Below are 17,958 nucleotides of genomic sequence, written 5' to 3' on the forward strand. Positions count from 1 at the left end.
CGCTCCCTAGCCTCGCAGGCCGGAGAAGAGGATGGTCGCGTGGGTGTGAAGGGTTTCGGTGCTGGCGCGCTGTGTGCAGCGTTCCTGGTGGCTGGCTGCGCGGGGCGGGGCGCCGCTCCGCCCGGGGGACCTTCCGCCCCGGCCTTGCCATCCATCGCGGAGGCGGATTGGCGGGCGCATGTGACGACCGCGGACCGGATCCGGCTGCGCGGATGGCGATCCGCCTGGATGACCGCGCTCGATCAGGCGCGCACCGCCGGACATGGCGGCGATCTCGCGGCCGACGCGGCGCTGTTCGATCCTGACCGGATGCTCGCCGATCCGCTGCCCCCGGCGGGCGACTATCGCTGCCGCGTCGTGAAGCTGGGATCGAGGGCCGGGGTCGGCCTCGGCTATGTCGCCTATCCCGCGTTTCGCTGCCGGATCGACAGCGAGGACGGCGCGCTGCACTTCGCCAAGCTCACCGGATCGCAGCGTCCGGTCGGCACGATCTACACGTCCGAGCCAACGCGCGGGGTGTTTCTCGGCACCGTCGTCCTCGGCGATGAGAGCCGCACAATCGATTACGGCCGGGACACGACCCGCGACATGGCGGGCTTTGTCGAACGGATCGGCACGCGGCGCTGGCGGATGGTCCTGCCTTACCCGGCGTTCGAATCGACCCTCGACGTCATTGAGCTCGTGCCGGCTGGGTGACTGCCGTGCCAAGCGACACGCTCGGCGGCGTGATCGGGGCGAGGGTCGCCATATAGGCCTTGCCGTGCTGTTTTACGATCACGACCCGCCCGACATTCGCGGCGGCGACTGCCTGAAGGAAGGAGCGGGGCTTCTTCATCAGCTTTGGCTGATCGACCCCCGACAGCCCCGCGCGCCGCGCCGCCTCGCGCGCGAACGTCACGCAGTTGCGGGTATTGAGGTTGTAGGTCGGGTCGCCGCGCTCGCTCCATTCCTCGACCAGCGCCAGGATCGAATCATATTGCGCGTCGCTCAGCACCAGTGAGAATTGCGCATCGCTGCCGCGCATGTAGCCCGGCTTCGCGATGTCGAGCCGCCCCTTAACATTGCCGAACAGCATCGCCGGGCTGATCGACACCGGCGTGAACCCGTAATTCGCATCGACCGGCGCGCCGCCGCGATCGGGAATACCGCGCAGCGTGAAGAACGCATGCGGAAAGGAATTGCCGAGCTCGTGGCTCCAGAAGGTGATCGTCACCGCCGCCTGCGCCGGGATCGCGGCGAGAAACAAGGTAAGCGACAGCAGGATACGGGCGAATACGCGCATAATTTCCCTCACGACAGGCGAAGGCCGAACGTGTCGACGATCCACCTGTATAGATCGGGCGTGCGATTGGCGACCTCTGCGCGCGTATACGGGGGGCGGGCCGCGCGGCCATAAAGCACGACGCTCGCCGTCATCGCCAGAAATTCCGAGATATTCTCATACATATAGGCCCGCCGCGGCCAGTGCGGATGCGCGCGCTCGGCCTCGAAAAGCCTGCGCAGGGGCTGAACACGGGGCGTATCGGCCAAGGTGGCGAAATGCCAGCGGTGGATCAGTTCGTGGAGCAGGACGGGGTTGTCGTCGGGAAACGCATCGCGCGTGAAATAGACGACCGGATCGGTGTTGACGTGGCTACCCTCGCCGGGTCCGGTCAGGACGCGGATCGGCTGCCGCGCGAAAAAGGCGAGGATTTCGGGTCGGATCGGCAGCGCCTTTACAATCGCGATCTGCCGCGCAAGGCGCGCCGCCACAGCCGGATCGACCGTGCCGCCCTGCCAGTCGATCGCGTAGTCGGCGGCGAAGGCCGGCGAGGGCAGCGCAAGGATCGCGGCGGTGCCGGCCAGAAACTGGCGTCGGTTCGTCACGACCGGTCTTTTACGGGAGGCGCCACCGCCGCATCCTCGCGCCGTTCGGGGCGGATGTAAATCGACGACAGCATCGGTTCGGCCGCGCGCAGCTTGTCCTCGAGGTCCTCGATCAGCCGCTCGCCTTCGCCCATCGTCACCGAATCGCGGAAGTCGGCGCTGATCGCGACGAAGATGCTCTTCGGGCCGGTATGGATGGTGCGGACATGATTGACCGCATCGACGCTTGGCGAAGCCTCGACGATCGCGCGGACCCGCGCGACAATCCGCGGGTCGGCGCGCTCGCCGATCAGCAGCCCTTTGGATTCGCGCGCCAGGATCACCGCGACGAGGCCGAGCACGCAGCCGATGACGATCGACGCGACGCCGTCGATCCGCGGATCGCCGAGCGTGTGGCTCAGGAAGACGCCGATGCCCGCGACGACGAGCCCGACGAGTGCGGCCGAATCCTCGAACAGGATGATGAAGCCCGACGGGTCCTTCGACACGCGGATAGCGTGCCACCAGCTGTCATCGCCCTTGGCCTTCGCGAAGGCGCGCATCGCGATCAGCCACGAACTGCCCTCCATCGCGAAGGCGATGGCGAGCACGATGTAGTTGATGACCGGGCTCTGCAGCGGCTCCGGATCGAGGATGTGGAGGTAGCCCTCGTAGATCGACACGCCCGCCCCGACCGCGAAGATCAGGATCGCGACGACAAACGCCCAGAAATACAGCTCACGCGCATAGCCGAAGGGGTGGACCTCGTCGGGCGGCCGATCCGCGCGCTTCTGGCCGTAGAGGAGGAGTACCTGGTTGAGGCTGTCGACGACCGAATGGACGCCCTCGGTCAGCATCGAGGACGACCCCGAAATCCCGGCCGCGATGAACTTGGCAACCGCGATGCCGAGGTTCGCGGCGAGCGCGGCGAAGATGACGATGTTCGATTCGCCCTCGGCAGCCTTGGCCAAGCCCTGTCCCCTTTGCCGCAGAACGCGCGCCCGCGTTGAAGGATGCGAGCCGGCGTGTTATAACACCTGTATGCACATGCCGCTCAAGATCGTGAAGGTCGGAAATTCGCTGGGATTGGTTCTTCCCAAGGACATGCTCGCGAAGCTGCGGGTGGGTCTGGGAGATCAGGTCTTCGTCACCGAACAGCCGGACGGCTTCTCGGTCAAGCCTCACGATCCGGCTTTTGTCGAAGCGATGGGCGCTGCAGAAAATATCATGCGCGAGGATCGCGATATTCTGGCCGTGCTGGCACGATGAATGCCGTTCCAGTGCCGCGCTTTCTAAGTGCGGAAATCGCGATGGCGGTGCATGATCGGCAGTTGGCTGAACATGGCGGGCTCGCGGGGGTCAAGGATGCGGGCCTGCTCGAATCGGCGATCGCTCGGCCGCTGAACAAGCACGGCTATGGCGAAACCGATCTTTGCGCCCTTGCCGCGAGTTATGCTTTCGGGATCGCGCGCAATCACCCGTTTGCCGACGGTAACAAGCGGACGGCGTGGGTGATGGCTCGTCTCTTCCTCAAGCTCAATGCCATCGAACTGTCTTTCGACAAGGCCGATGCAACGCGCACCATGATCGCGCTGGCCGCCGGCAACCTGAGCGAGGAACACCTCGCCGCGTGGTTCCGCGCGCGCGTCGTGGCCGCCTGACACGAAATGCCCGCCGGTGGTTTCCCACCGACGGACATCTTCCTCCCCAGGAAGTCGTGGAGCGTCAGGCCAGGCGCCCGATGCGGTGATAGAGCGCGGCGAGGCGGTTGAGGCGTTTGTCTTCCGGATCGAGGCGACCGATGAAATCGCCAACCGCGTCCTTCAACAGCGCGAAGTCGGTGGAGGCGAAGACCGCGCGGGTCGGCGCCGGTTCGATGCCGCGGGGCGTGGTTTGCAGGGTGGTCATCACGCAGCCTCCTTGGTGAATTGCGCGGCCTCGGTCGATTCGGCGAGCGCGGTGGTGGAACTGGCGCCGCCGGCAACCGCCTGGGCGACGAGATCGAAATAGCCGGTGCCGACCTCGCGCTGATGGCGGGTCGCGGTATAGCCCCTTGCCTCGCTCGCGAACTCGGCCTGCTGCAGCTCCGAATAGGCCGCCATGCCGCGGTCGCGGTAGCCGCTGGCAAGCTCGAACATGCCGTGGTTCAGCTGGTGGAAGCCCGCGAGCGTGACGAACTGGTATTTATATCCCATCGCGCCGATCTCGCGCTGGAACCGGGCGATGTCGTCCCGGTCGAGGTTCGCCTCCCAGTTGAAGCTGGGCGAGCAGTTATAGGCCAGCATCTTGTCCGGATATTCGCGCTTGATCGCCTCGGCGAAGCGCCGCGCGTCGGCCATGTTGGGCTTCGATGTTTCCCACCATAGCAGGTCGGCGTGCGCGGCGAACGACAGCCCGCGCTTGATGCAGTGATCGACGCCGGTGCCGTTTTTCAGGCGGAAGAAGCCCTCGGGCGTGCGCTCGCCGGTCAGGAATTCATGGTCGCGCTCGTCCACATCGCTGGTGATCAGCTTCGCGCTCTCCGCATCGGTCCGCGCGCAGATCACGGTCGGCACGCCGCACACGTCCGCCGCAAGCCGCGCCGCGTCGAGGTTGCGGATGTGCGCCTGGGTCGGGATCAGGACCTTCCCGCCGAGATGCCCGCACTTCTTCTCGGATGCGAGCTGGTCCTCGTAATGCACGCCGGCGGCGCCGGCGGCGATATAGGCCTTCATGATCTCGAAGCAGTTGAGCGGCCCGCCGAAGCCGGCCTCGGCATCCGCGACGATCGGCGCGAACCAGTCGCGCGTCGCGCCGCCTTCGCTATGCTCGATCTGGTCGGCGCGCTGGAGGGCGTTGTTGATCCGCTTGCACAGTTCCGGCCCGGCATTGGCCGGGTAGAGCGACTGGTCGGGATACATCGCGCCCGCGGTGTTGGCGTCGGCGGCGACCTGCCACCCAGACAGATAGATCGCCTTCAGCCCCGCGCGGACCTGTTGCATCGCCTGATTGCCGGTCATCGCGCCGAGCGAATGGACGTAATCTTCGGTCTTGAGCAGTTCCCACAGCTTCAGCGCGCCCTTGCGGGCCAGCGTGTGCTCGATGGCGATCGACCCGCGGAGTTTGGCGACGTCGTCCGCGCTGTACGGGCGCTCGATCCCGTCGAAACGGCCGGCCGGCGCCGGAATCAGGTCTTCGAACGTCGTCGCCACTGTCTTGTCCTTTACAAATTGTCGTATCGTGCAAGTCTTTGTGACAGGCCGCGCCCGCGTTCGGATAGGGTCGCAACCAGGATGGCGGGGTCGCGCTGTCGAGCTGACGCTCCCGTAGCCTGTCATGCTGTAAAGGATTGACATGTTCGCGCGAATGACGAGCATGGCGTCATGATCCGGCCTCCCGCACTCCCACCGCCTCCGGGCGCAGTCCTTGGCTGAACGCAAGATCATCGCCGGCCACGCGGTGCGCCGGGTGCGCCGGCAGGCGGGACTCAGCCAGGCGGCGATGGCCGAGGCGCTGGATATCAGCCCCAGCTATCTCAACCTCATCGAACGCAACCAGCGGCCCTTGTCGGCGACGCTGCTGGTGCGGCTGGCGGAGCGGTTCGATTTCGACGCGCGCGCGCTCGCGGCGGGCGAGCCGGCCGGCGGCGCCGATGCGCTCAGGCGACGCCTCGCCGATCCGATGTTCGCCGATCTGGAGATCGACCGGCACGAGGTCGCCGAGTGGCTGGCGGCGGCGCCGGGCGGGGCGGAGGCGTTCGCGCGCGTCTTCGACCGGCTGGGGGCGGGCGGCGGCGCTGGCGTCCCCACGGCAGACGATCCGGTCGCGCCGGTGCGCCGCGAGATCGAGCGGTGGCGCAACCATTTCGCCGATCTCGACGCGGCGGCGGAGGGACTCGCGGACGAGTTGCGGCTCGGCGCGGGCGACCTATACGGCGCGATCGCGGAGCGGCTGCGCGTGCGGCACAGCCTGACGATCCGCATCCTGCCTATCGATGTGCTGCCCGATGTGCTCCGCCGGCTCGATCTTCACGCGCGCCAGTTGCAGCTGTCGGAACTGCTTGATCCCGCCAGTCGCACCTTCGCCGCCGCCTTCCAGCTCGCGCAGATCGAGGCACGCGGCGAGATCGATGCGCTCGTCGGCGGCGCCGGCTTTGCAGACCGCGCAGCGGAGCGGCTGTACCGGCGCCATCTCGCCAGCTATTTCGGCGCCGCGGTGATGATGCCCTATGCCCGTTTCCTGCGCGCGTGCGAGGCGACCGGCTATGATATCGAGCTGCTTCAGCGCCGCTTCGGGGCGGGGTTCGAACAGGCCGCGCACCGGCTCACCACGCTCCAGCGGGTCGGCGCGCGGGGCCTGCCCTTCTTCATGATCCGGGTCGACCGCGCGGGGCAGGCGTCGAAGCGCTATGCCGGCGCCAGCGGCGCGTCGCTCGTCGAAAGCGACGGCCGCTGCCCGCTGTGGCGGCTCCACGCCGCGTTCGATCGCCCCGGCTCGCTCACCGTCGATCTGGTCGAGGCGGAGGATGCGACGCGCTGGCTGACGATGGCGCGCACCGTCGCGCCGCAGGGGCACCGCGCCGGCGCGATCTCCGCGGAATTCGTCGTCGGGCTGGGGGTGGAGGCGCGTCTGGCGGGCACGCTCGCCGCGGCACGCGGGCTTGATCTGGCGGGGGCGGCGATGCCGATCGGGCTGGGGTGCCGGGCCTGCTTCCGCCCCGATTGCCCGCAGCGCTCGCTCGCTCCTGCCGGCCGCGCGCTCACGATCAACGAGCGCGAACGCCGCCTGACCGCGCTGACCTTTGCGGGCGATTAGGGCATTTGCGGCTGGGCTCAGTCGCTCCTTCCCACCCGTTTGTGCTGAGCGAAGTCGAAGCACTTGAGGCGCATGCCCTTCGACTTCGCTCAGGGCGAACGGAGGTGGGTTAATCTCCGGACTGCGGCGCCTCGAACCACCCCATCACCGTCACCGGAAACGGCGTCCACCGCCCGACCCGGACACCCGCGACCCTCAACGCTTCGCCTGTCCACGCATTGCAGGTGGTGACCGCGCTGTAATGCCCCCGCGCGTCGTAAAAGGCATCGTAGCGGTCATAGCCGGGATAGCGCCGCCCGCCCGGCGCCAGGCTGGCACGCACGAAGGCTGCCAGTCGCCGATACTCCTCGGCCCGCAAAACGATACGGCGAACGCTGGCCGAGGCCATGGGGCGCGGGATATGCTCGACGTGCACCAGCACCGCATCGCTGCCGATCGCGGCGTGCAGGATCGTGCGCGGCGACACGTCAGCCCAGGTCGGCGTGCCGAGATAGAAGTTCCGCTCGCCCCATCCGACCGCGATGTGATCCCATGCGACGAAGCGTGGATCACGCAGGTCGCCGGGCTGCGACAGATTGCTCAGGTCGACCCCGGCTGCACGCTTGGGCAGCACGATCCCGGTATGGATGCCGTTGTCCTCGACGAAGATCTCGATCCCGTCCGCCGGCGCGCGCCATCCCGCATTGGCAGGGATCGCACCGCCGATCAGCCCGGCGGTAGCGTAAGCCGTCACGATCACGGTCAGAGCGGTCATCGCTTGAACGGCGACCCGCCACGCCTTTGCTGCAATTCCCCAAGCCACCGCGTTCATGCTAGGGCAAGTTCATGATCGAAGATACGCATGTGATGGACGCCCCGCCCGAAGGCGCCGGCGCCGACTGGACGGTGCCGCAGGACTGGGCGCACTACACGCCGCAAGACCACGCGACATGGAACACGCTTTTCGCACGCCAGGCGAAGCTGCTCCCCGGCCGCGCCTCCGACGCCTATCTGCGCGGGCTCGACGTGCTGAAGCTGTCGAAGCCCGGCATTCCCGATTTCGAGGAACTGTCCGAACGGCTGATGACGCTCACCGGGTGGCAGGTCGTGGCCGTGCCCGGGCTTGTCCCCGACGACGTGTTCTTCGACCATATGGCCAACCGCCGCTTCGTCGCGGGCAATTTCATCCGCCGCCCCGATCAGCTCGACTATCTGCAGGAGCCGGACGTCTTCCACGATGTCTTCGGCCACGTGCCGATGCTCGCCGATCCGGTCTTCGCCGATTATCTGGAAGCCTATGGCCGCGGCGGGCAGCGCGCGCTTGGGCTCGACGCGCTCAAATATCTCGGCCGGCTCTATTGGTACACCGTCGAGTTCGGGCTGATCGCGGAGCCCGAGGGGCTGCGCATCTACGGTTCGGGCATCGTCTCCAGCTATGCCGAAAGCCGCTTCGCGCTCGACGATCCGTCGCCCAACCGCATCGCCTTCGATCTCGCCCGCGTCATGCGCACCGAATACCGGATCGACGATTTCCAGCAGAATTATTTCGTCATCCCGAGCTTCGACGAGCTGCTGCGCGTGACCGTGGAAACCGATTTCGCGCCGCTCTACGAACAGCTGAAGGCGAAGCCGGACGTGCCGGTCGCGGAAATTCTTCCCGAAGACGAGGTGCTGACCCGCGGCACGCAGGACTATGCGCGGGCAAAGGCGTAAAACTGTATCCCCGCGCAGGCGGGGATCCAGACTGGGCTCCCGCCTTCGCGGGAGCACAACGCCGAGACTTTTGGGCTAAAGATCCAGCGCCCACCCATCGCGCCCCTTGGGATCGAACGGCGCACCCGGCACATAACGCTCGGCCCCCGCGCGCAGCCGCAGCACGCTCCAGTCGCCGCGCCGATCGACCGCCTCCAGCGAGCACCCGCACGCCGCATAGGCCGCGACGACGCCCTCTCGCTGCGTCTCCAGCAGCCCCGCCAGAACGATCGTCGCATGCGCATCGGCGATCGCCGCCAGCTCCGGCGCCATCGACACCAGCGGCCCGGCAAGGATGTTCGCGATTACGAAGTCATAGGGCGCCCGCGCCGTGATCGTATCGTCCAGCGCGCCGTCGGCTACCACCAGCTCGACGCCCCCCACATCGTTCACCACCGCATTCTCACGCGTCACCTCGATCGCCACCGGGTCGATATCGGTCGCGACGATCGCGGCATCCGGCCACAGCGCCCGCGCCGCAAAGGCGAGCAACCCGGTGCCGGTGCCGACATCGATCACCCGGCGCACCCCTTCGCCCGCCATCGCATCGAGCATCGCGAGGCACCCGCTCGTCGTCTCGTGATGCCCCGTGCCGAAGGCGCGCCCCGCCTCGATCAGGAACGCGCGCGCGCCCTCGGGCGGCGGCGCGTCATGCGCGGAGGTGTGAACGTAGAAGCGCCCGACATGCAGCGGCGCGAGGCCCGACTGGCTCATCGTCACCCAGTCCGCGTCCGCCAGCCGCTCGATCGCCGGCGAGACACCCGCCGCGCTCGGCACCAGCGCCCGGATCGCCGCGATCGCGTCCGCGCCGGGTTCGCCCTCGAAATAGGCGTCGAGCCGCCAGTGCTCGCGGTCGTCCTCATACAGCTCGGTCGTCATCAGCACCGCCTCGACCGCCACGTCCTCGGCCGCATCGATCGCCTCCGCCTCGTCACGCGTGCAGGGCAGGGTGAGCTTCCAGGATTCAGCGGACCCCGTATCAGCGGACATAGCTCGCCCCGTTCACGTCGATCACCGCGCCCGTCATCGATGCCGGCGCCTCGAGCGCGAGGTAGCGCGCGACGGACGCCACTTCCGCCGGCTCCGCGACCCGCCCGAGCGGGATGTCGGCGAGGAGCTTGTCGCCGCCGCGGCTCGCCAGATAGTCGTCGGCCATCCCGGTCATCGTGAAGCCGGGGCAGATCGCGAAGGCCAGGATGCCCTCGCGCGCATAGCCTCTCGCGATCGTCTTCGTCACCGCGACCATGCCCGCCTTGGACGCGGCATAGTGCCAGTGGGCGGGGCTGTCGCCGCGATAGGCGGCGCGGCTCGCCACGTTGACGATCCGGCCCCTGCGTCCTTCGCGCTGCCACGCGAGGACCGCGCGGCGGCAGAGTTCGGCCGACGCGGTCAGGTTCACCTGCAGCGTGCGCGCCCAGCCGGCCGACCAGTCCGCATCGTCGCCGTCGAGCGGGTTCGCCTCGAAGATGCCGGCATTGTTGATGAGCACATCGACCCCGCCGAGCTGATGGACCGCGGCGTCCCACAGTCGCGCGGGGGCGTCTGCCTCGGCCAGATCGAAGGCGAGGCCCTGACGCGTGGCGTGGCTGGCGACCGAGATGCCGGGCTGGTCGAGTGTTGCGACGATGGCGGCGCCGATGCCGCGGCTCGCGCCGGTGACGAGGATTCGTGTCATAGGCCGAGGGCGTAGCGTGCCCGCGGGTCAGGTCAATCGGCGCTGTTGGCTGTTACGGGCGCCGTCACGCGACGTTGCGCGAAAAGCTTTCGGCCGAGGCCTTCAATGTGCCGAGTTCCGCGCCGATCGCATCGAATTGCGTCCCGACATGGTCGATATCGCCCTGCAACCGGGTCACGTCTTCGACGATCGCGGCGATCGTGCCCGACATCGAATCGGCGGCGAGCGCGGTTTCGTCGACTGCCGCGGTGATCGCGGTGACGGTCTGTGCCTGCGCCTCCATCGCATGGCGGATGCGTTCGGCCGAGCCCTGCACCTCGGAGACGGTCGTGCGGATCGAGGCGTTGGTCTCGACCGTGGATTTGGTCGCGGCCTGGATAGCGGCGATCTTCGCGGCGATATCGTCAGTCGCACGCGCGGTCTGGTTGGCGAGGGACTTCACTTCCTGCGCCACCACCGCAAATCCCCGACCGGCATCGCCCGCCCGCGCCGCTTCGATCGTCGCGTTCAGCGCAAGCAGGTTCGTCTGCCCGGCAATGTCGCGGATGAGGCCAAGGATCGATTCGATCGATTTCGCGTGATCCGACAGCAATTCGCTCATTCCGACGGCTTCGCCCGCTTGCCCGGAAGCGCGAGTCGCGATCTCGGCCGCAGCCTCCACCTCGACCCGCGCATCCTCGATCGCACGGATCAGCCCCGCCGCGGTCGATGCCGCGTCGCGCATCGCCATCGCCGACTGCTCGGCGGCGGCGGCGACTTCGCTCGCCTTGCCAAGCACGCCGCGCGCCGACGCGCTGGCGCCGGCCGCATCGCCCTGGATCTGCTCGCCCATCGCAGCGGCGCCGTCGATGACCGCGCCGATCCGGTCGTTGAAATCGGTGGTGCGGCTCACGCGGGCGGTATGCGCGGCTTCCGCGTCGCTCTGGCCGAGGTGCGACGCCATCACGTCGGCTTCGACGAGCGCGAGGCGCTGCACCGCGTCGCCCAGCCGCCGCATCCGCGCCACATCCGCCCCCACGCGCCGCTCGACGATATCGAGCGTGCGGGCGTGCGCGAAGGCGAGGGCGGCGAGCAGCGTCGGCAGCGGAACCCCGGACGCGTTCGACTGCTCGGCGTGACGCACCGCCGAGACGCGCCATTCGTCGCTGAACGGAGCGGCGTATTTCAGCCGGGTATAGTGCGCGCTGCGCGCGATCTGCTTGGCGAGATACGCGTCGTCGATCAGCGGGCGAAGATGCGCCGCGGCCGGAAGCGACAGATAATGGCTCCAGAAGCTCGACGCGACCGTGGTCCAGTCGTCGTCGACCATCATCGCGCAGATATCGGCGCAGGCCGGCGCGACGGCGCCGTCCCAGTCGTAATCGCCGACATGATCGGCGATCCGCCGGTCGGCCCCACTCCAGCTGCCGAGCATCGCGCTGCGATCACTGGCCATCCCGTCCCCTCCTGCCTTCTTATCGCGCCTGCCTCTCGTGGCGGGTCAGGCTGCGACCTTGCCGGCGAACTCCCCGGCGCTCGTCTTCAGCCCGCCGAGAATGCCGTCGAGCGAATCGAAGCCCGCACCGACGCGGTCGATCTCGGTCGCGACATTTTCGGTATCCTCGCGGATCGCGGCGATCGTGCCCGACATCGAATCGGCGGCGAGCGCGGTTTCGTCGACTGCCGCCGTGATCGCAGTGACGGTCTGCGCCTGCGCTTCCATCGCGTGGCGGATGCGTTCGGCGGAGCTCTGCACTTCCGACACGGTCGTGCGGATCGAGGCGTTGGTCTCGACCGTGGATTTGGTCGCGGCCTGGATCGCAGCGATCTTCGCGGCGATATCGTCAGTCGCGCGCGCGGTCTGGTTGGCGAGGGACTTCACCTCCTGCGCCACGACCGCGAAGCCACGACCGGCATCGCCCGCGCGTGCGGCCTCGATCGTCGCGTTCAGCGCCAGCAGGTTCGTCTGCCCGGCGATATCGCGGATCAGACCCAGGATCGATTCGATCGACTTCGCGTGATCGGAGAGCAATTCGCTCATGCCGACCGCTTCGCCCGCTTGCCCTGAAGCCCGCGTCGCGATTTCGGCGGCGGCTTCCACCTCGACCCGCGCATCCTCGATCGCGCGGATCAGCCCCGCGGCGGTCGATGCCGCCTCGCGCATCGCGACCGCGGACTGCTCCGCCGCCGCGGCGACTTCGCTTGCCTTGCCCAGCACGCCGCGCGCCGACGCACTCGCGCCCGCGGCCTGCTCGCGCAGCGTCTCGCCGTCGCGGGTCGCATCCTCGACGGTCGCGGTGATGCCGTTGCGGAAATCGGCGGCCAGCCGGTCGCGCGCGACCTGCGCTGCGTGGCGGCGATATTCGGTATAGGTCGCGACCGTGATCTCGCCTTCCAGCGCGGACAGCCGCATCAGCGTATCGATCAGCAGCGTGAGGCGCTCGTCGCTCCGGTCGACCCGCGCCATCAACACATCGAGTGCCGACCGGTCGGATGCGTTGATCATCGACAGCAGCGCCATCGGCGACACATCCGCCACATAGGCCGCGGCGACCGAGCGCTCGACCGATTCGACCCAGGCGCGGCCCGACGTGTCGAGGAAGCGCCGTTCCAGGAAGGTCACGCCCAGGTCGATCATCTTCGCGGTTTCGTGCGGCGCCCAGATGCGCTCGTCTGCGAAGCAGCGCAGCCACTGGTTCCAATAGGCTTCGGAAACGCTGCGGATATCGGGCTTGATGATGTCCCACACCTCGCGCGACGCGCTCGCGAGCGATCCGTCGAAATCGAAGACGCGCAACCGTGCGGCGAGATCGACCGCGGCTGCGATCGAACCGGGCGCTGGCAGGTCATTGGCTTGCGTGGACAAGGGGCGGGCTCCGAAATGGAAATAGGCGTTGGTGCGGGTGCTAGCGCGCCAATGGTTAAGCCGGGGTTAGGAGTGGGGCAGGCGCACGCGCGCACGATCACCGCCTTGCATCGCCTGCCTGTCGGTCTAATAGGTCGCGACGACTTGAACGGCTTACCGCCAGAGGACAAAGATTTGGCAACCGCCCGCAACCCCGCCCGGCCGCTTTCCCCGCACCTTCAGGTGTATAAATGGGGGCCGCACATGCTGGTCTCGATCCTCCACCGCGCGACCGGCGACGGCATGGCGACGATCGGCACCGGGCTGTTCGTCTGGTGGCTGGCCGCGCTCGCCTCGGGCGAGAAGGCGTATGCGACCTTTCTCGATACCTTCACGCTCTCAGGCGGCGGTCTCAACATCCTCGGCTGGATCGTCGGCGTCGGCCTGACGCTCAGCGTCTTCCAGCACATGATGAGCGGCATCCGCCACCTCGTCATGGACACCGGCGCCGCGTTCGAGCTGAAGCGCAACAGGACCTTCGCGCTGATGACGATGGTCTGCTCGGTGGCGTTCACCGCGATCTTCTGGCTTTATCTGGGGACGAAATGATGGCGCACGGCACACCCCTCGGCCGCGTCCGCGGGCTCGGCTCGGCACATGAAGGCGTCCACCACTGGTGGCACCAGAAGCTCACCGCGGGGACCAACCTGCTCCTCGTCCTGTGGCTGATCTTCTCGATCGCACGGCTGCCCGCCTATGACTATGCGACCGTCCGCAACTGGGCGCAGTCGGCGTGGGTCGCGATCCCGCTGATCCTGTTCGTCGCCTCGATCTTCTACCACTTCCGCCTCGGGCTGCAGGTGCTGATCGAGGATTACCAGACCGGCGAGCGCCGCGTCGTCGCGATGGTCCTCCTCAACATCTTCACCGCAGCCGTCGCGGGGATCGCGATCTTCTCGATCCTGCGCATCGCGCTCACCGTCACGCCCGGAGTGGCCTCCTGATGCCCCAAGCCTACAAGATCATCGATCACACCTATGACGCCGTCGTGGTGGGCGCCGGCGGATCGGGCCTGCGCGCGACGATGGGGATCGCGGAAAGCGGCCTGAAGACCGCGTGCATCACCAAGGTCTTCCCGACGCGCAGCCACACCGTTGCCGCGCAGGGCGGGATCGCGGCGAGCCTCGGCAACAATTCGCCCGATCACTGGACCTGGCACATGTACGATACCGTCAAGGGATCGGACTGGCTCGGCGATCAGGACGCGATCGAGTATATGGTCCGCGAGGCGCCCGCCGCGGTTTACGAGCTGGAGCACGCCGGCGTGCCCTTCAGCCGCAACGACAACGGCACCATCTACCAGCGCCCGTTCGGCGGCCACATGCAGAACATGGGCGAGGGGCCGCCCGTCCAGCGCACCTGCGCCGCGGCCGACCGCACCGGCCACGCGATGCTCCACGCGCTCTACCAGCAGAGCCTGAAATACGACGCGGACTTCTACATCGAATATTTCGCGCTCGATCTCATCATGGAGAACGGCGCCTGCCGCGGCGTCATCGCGCTCTGCATGGAGGACGGATCGATCCACCGTTTCCGCGCGCACAACGTCGTGCTCGCGACCGGCGGATACGGCCGCACCTATTTCTCCGCGACCTCGGCGCACACCTGCACCGGCGACGGCAACGCGATGGTGCTCCGCGCCGGGCTCCCACTGCAGGACATGGAGTTCGTCCAGTTCCACCCGACCGGCATCTACGGCGCCGGCGTCCTCATCACCGAAGGCGCGCGCGGCGAGGGCGGCTACCTGACCAACTCCGAGGGCGAGCGGTTCATGGAGCGCTATGCCCCGTCGGCCAAGGACCTTGCCAGCCGCGATGTCGTCTCCCGCTCGATGGCGATGGAAATGCGCGAAGGCCGCGGTGTCGGCGAGCACAAGGACCATATCTGGCTCCACCTCGACCATATCGATCCCAAGGTGCTCCACGAGCGCCTGCCCGGCATCACCGAAACCGGCAAGATCTTCGCCGGCGTCGATCTCACCCGCCAGCCGCTCCCCGTCACTCCGACGGTCCACTATAATATGGGCGGCATCCCGACCAATTATCACGGCGAGGTCGTGCGCCTGAAGGACGGCGACCCCGACAGCGTCGTCCCCGGCCTGTTCGCGGTGGGCGAGGCGGCGTGCGTCTCGGTCCACGGCGCCAACCGGCTCGGCTCGAACAGCCTTATCGATCTCGTCGTCTTCGGCCGCGCGACGGGTCTGCGGATCAAGGAGATTTCGAAGCCCAACGCGCCGCATAACCCGCTGCCCAAGGGTTCGGAGGAGATGGCCGTCACCCGCCTCGACACGTTCCGCAACGCCGACGGCGCGTCGAAGACCGCCGACATCCGCCTCGACATGCAGCGCACCATGCAGAAGCACTGCGCCGTCTTCCGCGACAACGCCCTGCTATCCGAAGGCCAGCAGAAGATCGCCGCGATCAACAAGCGGATGGCCGACGTGAAGATCACCGACCGCTCGATGATCTGGAACACCGACCTCGTCGAGACGCTGGAGCTCGACAACCTCATCGCGCAGGCTGTCGTGACGATGGAATCCGCCGCGAACCGCAAGGAATCGCGCGGCGCCCACGTCAACGAGGATTATCCCGACCGCGACGACGCGAACTGGATGAAGCACACCATCGCCACCTTCGACGGCTGGGGCGGGAAGGGCGGCGCCGTCGCGATCGACTACCGCCCGGTCCACGACTACACGCTCACCGACGACGCGGAGTATATCAAGCCGAAGAAGCGGGTTTACTGAGGCGCCGGGCAAGGCGGAGCGAAGCTTCGCCAAGCCTCAAGGCGCCTCCGGCCGGCGCGGCCAAAGCCGCGACCGACGGCATGGGCTTCGCCCATGCCCACTTTTCCTCCATCCCTATCAGATATTCCGTGCTCCCGCGCAGGCGGGAGCCCAGAGCCAATCAGGATACCGCGCGTTGCTCGGGGCTCCCGCCTGCGCGGGAGCACGGCAAGTGCAACGACTTCGTATGCCGATCCGGAACCCTCCATCCCCATCACCGGTTGCGCGGCCATGACCTCCGATCCCAACCGCTACCCGCTGCTCGCGCAGCCCCACATCCGCCTCGTCGGCCCGATCACCGACCAGACCTACGCCACTTGGCGCACCCAGCTTACCGCCTGCCCCCCTGACGGCCCGATCGTCGTCACTCTTACGACGCTCGGCGGCGATCCTGAGATTGCGCGGACGATGGCTGACGAAGTGCGCCTGCTGTGCGATTATCACGGCCGCGAGATGCTGTTCCTCGGCAAGGTCGCGGTGTATTCGGCGGGGGCGACCTTCATGTCCGCCTTCCCGGTCGAGCGCCGCTTTCTCACCCGGCGCACCCGGCTGATGCTCCACGAGCGCCAGATCTCGAAGAAGATCACCCTCGACGGGCCGCTTCGCATGGTCGTGTCGTCGATCAAGGCGGCCCTCCACGAGATCGAGCATTCGGTGATGATCGAGGAGGAGGGCTTTCGCGATCTCGTCGCGGGGAGCCGGGTGAGCTTCGAGCAGCTTCGCGAAAGGGCGCCGTCCAACTGGTATATCGAGGCCGAGGAGGCGCGCGATCTCGGGCTGGTGCTCGACGTCATCTGATCCGCCGCCGGGTGCGGGTAGTGTTTGCGGCCACCCGCCACCTTATGTATCTGGCACGCGAACCGCGCGACACCGCGACCGATCCGATCACACGGGACATGTCAGAATGGCCGAATTCTCCCTGCCGAAGAACAGCGTCGTCAAGAAGGGCAAGGCCCACAAGGCGGCGCAGCCGGGCGGGCGGATGAAGAAATTCAAGATTTACCGCTACGATCCCGATTCCGGCGAAAACCCGCGCTACGACGATTTCGAGATCAATCTCGACGAATGCGGCCCGATGGTGCTCGACGCGCTCATCAAGATGAAGGCCGAGCAGGATTCCTCGCTCACCTTCCGCCGCTCGTGCCGCGAGGGCATTTGCGGCTCGTGTTCGATGAACATCGACGGCAAGAACGGCCTCGCCTGCACCACCGCGATCGAGGACGTGAAGGGCGAGGTGAAGATCACGCCGCTCCCCGCAATGGACGTCATCAAGGACCTCGTTCCCGACTTCACCCATTTCTACGCGCAATATGCCTCGATCAAGCCGTGGCTGCAGACCGTCACCCCGCCGCCCGCCGGCAAGGAGCGCCTCCAGTCGCCCGACGAACGCGCGAAGCTCGACGGCCTCTACGAATGCATCCTGTGCGCCTGCTGCTCGACCTCGTGCCCGAGCTACTGGTGGAACAGTGACAAGTTCCTGGGGCCGGCGATCCTGCTGCAAGCCTATCGCTGGCTCGCCGACAGCCGCGACGAGATGACCGGCGAGCGGCTCGACAGCCTCGAGGACCCGTTCCGCCTCTACCGCTGCCACACCATCATGAACTGTGCCAACGCCTGCCCCAAGGGCCTCAATCCGGCGAAGGCGATCGCCGAGATCAAGAAGATGGAAGCCGAGCGAGTTCTTTAGGAGCACCGTGCTCCCGCGCAGGCGGGAGCCCAGAGCCACGGGGGACGGCGCTTGTGGCTCTGGACCCCCGCCTTCGCGGGGGTACTGCATGACCGACCAACCCAGACCCGACTTCCTCTACGAAGAGCACCCTGACCACCCCGGCTGGATGGCCTGGGGCTTCCGCGATCCGACCCGCTACAACGCGTTCCTCGGCCCGATGCTCGTCCGCCGCGAGGACGGCATCGCCCGCGTCCGCATGACCCCCGGTCGCGAGCACTCCAACCTCGCCGATCGCGTCCACGGCGGCGCGCTCCTCGGCTTCATCGACGTGGCGCTTTTCGCCGCCAGCCGCAGCTTCGGGCTGATCTCCGCCGGCACCGCGGTGACGCTCGACCTCTCCACCCAGTTCATCGGCGGCGGTCGCCTCGGCGAGCCGCTGGAAGCACAGGTCGAGCTCCTGAAGGAAACCGGCCGCCTGCTGTTCCTGCGCGGCCTCGTGGTGCAGGGCGACGACAAGGTCGCGAGCTTCAGCGGCACGATCCGCAAGCCGACGGCGCGATGAAATACGATCCGTA

General features: G+C 67.5%; 21 protein-coding genes. 11 read left to right on the forward strand and 10 right to left on the reverse strand.

Annotation, left to right across the window (positions count from 1 at the left end; all coding sequences use genetic code 11):
- The first annotated feature begins 144 nt into the window (after nucleotides 1–144).
- Entirely contained in the window at nucleotides 145–696 is a 552-nt protein-coding gene (locus BOS5A_RS14780; protein WP_234419352.1) for a DUF4893 domain-containing protein, read from the forward strand.
- Here BOS5A_RS14780 and BOS5A_RS14785 read toward each other — a convergent pair.
- Genes BOS5A_RS14785 through BOS5A_RS14795 form a run of 3 tightly spaced genes read right to left on the reverse strand, consistent with a single transcriptional unit; the run spans nucleotide 671 to nucleotide 2,816 of the window.
- Nucleotides 671–1,282, reverse strand: coding sequence for a hypothetical protein (locus BOS5A_RS14785; protein WP_151955666.1), 612 nt, complete (start codon nucleotides 1,280–1,282; stop codon nucleotides 671–673). The genes BOS5A_RS14780 and BOS5A_RS14785 overlap by 26 nt on opposite strands.
- Before the next feature lie 8 nt (nucleotides 1,283–1,290).
- Complete coding sequence (locus BOS5A_RS14790) at nucleotides 1,291–1,866, reverse strand: hypothetical protein (RefSeq protein WP_151955667.1); 576 nt, start codon at nucleotides 1,864–1,866, stop codon at nucleotides 1,291–1,293.
- Nucleotides 1,863–2,816: a cation diffusion facilitator family transporter gene (locus BOS5A_RS14795; protein ID WP_151955668.1), complete on the reverse strand. Its 954-nt coding sequence runs from the start codon at nucleotides 2,814–2,816 to the stop codon at nucleotides 1,863–1,865. Before BOS5A_RS14795 ends, BOS5A_RS14790 begins: the two co-directional genes overlap by 4 nt.
- A 76-nt stretch (nucleotides 2,817–2,892) precedes the next feature.
- Between BOS5A_RS14795 and BOS5A_RS14800 the strand changes: the two genes are divergently transcribed.
- Both BOS5A_RS14800 and BOS5A_RS14805 read left to right on the forward strand, forming a co-directional pair.
- Nucleotides 2,893–3,114, forward strand: coding sequence for an AbrB/MazE/SpoVT family DNA-binding domain-containing protein (locus BOS5A_RS14800; protein ID WP_234419353.1), 222 nt, complete (start codon nucleotides 2,893–2,895; stop codon nucleotides 3,112–3,114).
- Nucleotides 3,111–3,506 (forward strand): type II toxin-antitoxin system death-on-curing family toxin, encoded by a 396-nt coding sequence (locus tag BOS5A_RS14805; RefSeq protein WP_151955670.1) that lies wholly within the window; start codon nucleotides 3,111–3,113, stop codon nucleotides 3,504–3,506. The genes BOS5A_RS14800 and BOS5A_RS14805 overlap by 4 nt, the downstream gene beginning before the upstream one ends.
- A gap of 64 nt (nucleotides 3,507–3,570) precedes the next feature.
- Here the strand turns inward: BOS5A_RS14805 and BOS5A_RS14810 are convergent, their stop codons facing one another.
- Together BOS5A_RS14810 and aceA are read right to left on the reverse strand one after the other, a co-directional pair.
- Nucleotides 3,571–3,753 (reverse strand): hypothetical protein, encoded by a 183-nt coding sequence (locus tag BOS5A_RS14810; protein WP_151955671.1) that lies wholly within the window; start codon nucleotides 3,751–3,753, stop codon nucleotides 3,571–3,573.
- On the reverse strand, nucleotides 3,753–5,036 hold the full coding sequence (aceA, locus tag BOS5A_RS14815) for an isocitrate lyase (RefSeq protein WP_234419354.1): 1,284 nt from the start codon (nucleotides 5,034–5,036) through the stop codon (nucleotides 3,753–3,755). The genes BOS5A_RS14810 and aceA overlap by 1 nt, the downstream gene beginning before the upstream one ends.
- Before the next feature lie 214 nt (nucleotides 5,037–5,250).
- Between aceA and BOS5A_RS14820 the strand changes: the two genes are divergently transcribed.
- Nucleotides 5,251–6,639 carry a helix-turn-helix domain-containing protein gene (locus tag BOS5A_RS14820; RefSeq protein WP_151955673.1) on the forward strand — a complete coding sequence of 463 codons (1,389 nt, stop codon included), beginning with the start codon at nucleotides 5,251–5,253 and terminating at the stop codon, nucleotides 6,637–6,639.
- 109 nt (nucleotides 6,640–6,748) lie between these two features.
- Here the strand turns inward: BOS5A_RS14820 and BOS5A_RS14825 are convergent, their stop codons facing one another.
- Nucleotides 6,749–7,450 carry a TIGR02117 family protein gene (locus tag BOS5A_RS14825; RefSeq protein WP_151955674.1) on the reverse strand — a complete coding sequence of 234 codons (702 nt, stop codon included), beginning with the start codon at nucleotides 7,448–7,450 and terminating at the stop codon, nucleotides 6,749–6,751.
- 14 nt (nucleotides 7,451–7,464) lie between these two features.
- On the opposite strand from BOS5A_RS14825, the gene phhA reads away from it, so the two are divergent.
- The gene (phhA, locus tag BOS5A_RS14830; protein WP_151955675.1) at nucleotides 7,465–8,331 is read left to right on the forward strand and encodes a phenylalanine 4-monooxygenase; all 867 of its coding nucleotides are present in this window, start codon (nucleotides 7,465–7,467) and stop codon (nucleotides 8,329–8,331) included.
- Nucleotides 8,332–8,406: 75 nt separating this feature from the next.
- Here phhA and BOS5A_RS14835 read toward each other — a convergent pair whose 3' ends face one another.
- The 4 genes from BOS5A_RS14835 to BOS5A_RS14850 all read right to left on the reverse strand — a co-directional run bounded on the left by BOS5A_RS14835 (nucleotide 8,407) and on the right by BOS5A_RS14850 (nucleotide 12,869).
- The gene (locus BOS5A_RS14835; protein ID WP_151955676.1) at nucleotides 8,407–9,360 is read right to left on the reverse strand and encodes a 50S ribosomal protein L11 methyltransferase; all 954 of its coding nucleotides are present in this window, start codon (nucleotides 9,358–9,360) and stop codon (nucleotides 8,407–8,409) included.
- Nucleotides 9,350–10,045 carry an SDR family NAD(P)-dependent oxidoreductase gene (locus BOS5A_RS14840; RefSeq protein WP_151955677.1) on the reverse strand — a complete coding sequence of 232 codons (696 nt, stop codon included), beginning with the start codon at nucleotides 10,043–10,045 and terminating at the stop codon, nucleotides 9,350–9,352. The genes BOS5A_RS14835 and BOS5A_RS14840 overlap by 11 nt, the downstream gene beginning before the upstream one ends.
- A gap of 64 nt (nucleotides 10,046–10,109) precedes the next feature.
- Nucleotides 10,110–11,480 carry a methyl-accepting chemotaxis protein gene (locus BOS5A_RS14845; RefSeq protein ID WP_199857388.1) on the reverse strand — a complete coding sequence of 457 codons (1,371 nt, stop codon included), beginning with the start codon at nucleotides 11,478–11,480 and terminating at the stop codon, nucleotides 10,110–10,112.
- A gap of 45 nt (nucleotides 11,481–11,525) precedes the next feature.
- Nucleotides 11,526–12,869 (reverse strand): methyl-accepting chemotaxis protein, encoded by a 1,344-nt coding sequence (locus BOS5A_RS14850; RefSeq protein WP_151956022.1) that lies wholly within the window; start codon nucleotides 12,867–12,869, stop codon nucleotides 11,526–11,528.
- Nucleotides 12,870–13,064: 195 nt separating this feature from the next.
- Here BOS5A_RS14850 and sdhC point away from each other — a divergent pair, with 195 nt between their 5' ends.
- The 6 genes from sdhC (at nucleotide 13,065) to BOS5A_RS14880 (ending at nucleotide 17,945) form a co-directional block, all read left to right on the forward strand.
- Nucleotides 13,065–13,478: a succinate dehydrogenase, cytochrome b556 subunit gene (gene sdhC, locus BOS5A_RS16190; protein ID WP_151955678.1), complete on the forward strand. Its 414-nt coding sequence runs from the start codon at nucleotides 13,065–13,067 to the stop codon at nucleotides 13,476–13,478.
- Complete coding sequence (gene sdhD, locus BOS5A_RS14860) at nucleotides 13,478–13,873, forward strand: succinate dehydrogenase, hydrophobic membrane anchor protein (protein ID WP_151955679.1); 396 nt, start codon at nucleotides 13,478–13,480, stop codon at nucleotides 13,871–13,873. The genes sdhC and sdhD overlap by 1 nt, the downstream gene beginning before the upstream one ends.
- On the forward strand, nucleotides 13,873–15,675 hold the full coding sequence (gene sdhA, locus BOS5A_RS14865) for a succinate dehydrogenase flavoprotein subunit (RefSeq protein WP_151955680.1): 1,803 nt from the start codon (nucleotides 13,873–13,875) through the stop codon (nucleotides 15,673–15,675). The genes sdhD and sdhA overlap by 1 nt, the downstream gene beginning before the upstream one ends.
- 270 nt (nucleotides 15,676–15,945) lie before the next feature.
- Nucleotides 15,946–16,512 carry an ATP-dependent Clp protease proteolytic subunit gene (locus tag BOS5A_RS14870; protein WP_151955681.1) on the forward strand — a complete coding sequence of 189 codons (567 nt, stop codon included), beginning with the start codon at nucleotides 15,946–15,948 and terminating at the stop codon, nucleotides 16,510–16,512.
- Between the two features lie 106 nt (nucleotides 16,513–16,618).
- Nucleotides 16,619–17,401, forward strand: a complete 783-nt coding sequence (locus BOS5A_RS14875) for a succinate dehydrogenase iron-sulfur subunit (protein WP_151955682.1) — start codon at nucleotides 16,619–16,621, stop codon at nucleotides 17,399–17,401.
- Between the two features lie 88 nt (nucleotides 17,402–17,489).
- Nucleotides 17,490–17,945, forward strand: a complete 456-nt coding sequence (locus BOS5A_RS14880; protein ID WP_151955683.1) for a PaaI family thioesterase — start codon at nucleotides 17,490–17,492, stop codon at nucleotides 17,943–17,945.
- Nucleotides 17,946–17,958 lie beyond the last annotated feature (13 nt).

The sequence above is a fragment of the Sphingomonas sp. EC-HK361 genome, from assembly GCF_902498785.1.
Taxonomy (GTDB): domain Bacteria; phylum Pseudomonadota; class Alphaproteobacteria; order Sphingomonadales; family Sphingomonadaceae; genus Sphingomonas.